At 72.8% G+C, this 1306-nt stretch carries 1 protein-coding gene; it reads left to right on the plus strand.

What is annotated here, in order from left to right; translation table 11 throughout:
* Positions 1 to 1306: heavy metal translocating P-type ATPase (locus tag AC5P09_RS51840; protein WP_493880614.1), on the plus strand; the 1306-nt coding region annotated here is incomplete at both ends.

A 1306-nucleotide genomic window follows, 5' to 3' on the forward strand; every position in this document is an offset into this window, starting at 1 on the left:
GGAAGTCGGGGGCCGCACTGCGGGCGCTCATGGAGCTGGGCGCCAAGGACGTGGCGGTGCTGCGCGGCGGCAGGGAAGTACGCATCCCGGTCGGTCAGTTGGCGGTCGGTGACCGGTTCGTCGTACGGCCCGGGGAGAAGATCGCCACCGACGGCACGGTCGTCGAGGGCGCGTCGGCGGTGGACGCCTCCATGCTGACCGGCGAGTCGGTGCCGGTGGACGTGACCGTCGGCGACGCCGTCACGGGCGCGACCGTGAACGCCGGGGGCCGGCTCGTCGTCGAGGCGACCCGCATCGGCTCCGACACCCAGCTCGCGCGGATGGCGAAGCTGGTCGAGGACGCGCAGAACGGCAAGGCCGAGGTGCAGCGCCTCGCCGACCGGATCTCCGGGATCTTCGTCCCCGCCGTCCTGTTCATCGCCACTGGCACCCTCGGTGCCTGGCTCGGCGTCACGGGCGACGCGGCCGCAGCCTTCACTGCCGCCGTGGCCGTGCTGATCATCGCCTGCCCGTGCGCGCTGGGCCTGGCCACACCGACCGCGCTGATGGTCGGCACCGGCCGCGGCGCCCAGCTCGGCATCCTCATCAAGGGCCCCGAAGTCCTGGAGTCCACCCGCCGCGTCGACACCGTCGTCCTGGACAAGACCGGCACCGTCACCACCGGCCGGATGCGGCTCCAGGACGTCTTCACCGCACCGGGCGTCGACGAGACCGAACTGCTGCGGCTGGCCGGTGCGTTGGAACACGCCTCGGAACACCCCATCGCCCAGGCCATCGCTGCCGGCGCGGCCGAGCGGGCCGGGGGCAACCTCCCCGTGCCGGAGAACTTCGAGAACCTCGCCGGCCTCGGCGTCCAGGGCGTCGTCGACGGCCACGCCGTACTCGTCGGCCGCGAGAAGCTCCTGACCGAGTGGGTCATCGAACTGCCCCGCGAGCTGGCCGAGGCCAAGGCCGCCGCGGAGGCCGAGGGACGTACGGCCGTCGCCGTCGCCTGGGACGGCCAGGCGCGCGGCGTCCTCACCGTCGCCGACGCGATCAAGGAGACCAGCGCCGAAGCGGTGACCGAACTGCGCAGACTGGGCCTGACGCCCGTCCTGCTGACCGGCGACAACCAACGCGTCGCCGAGTCGGTCGCCAAGGCCGTCGGGATCGACGAGGTCATCGCCGAAGTCCTGCCCCAGGACAAGGTCGACGTGATCAAGCGACTGCAGAGCCAGGGCCGTACGGTCGCCATGGTCGGCGACGGCGTCAACGACGCGGCCGCACTGGCCACCGCCGACCTGGGCCTGGCCATGGGCACCGGCAC

The sequence above is a fragment of the Streptomyces sp. a15 genome, from assembly GCF_059026085.1.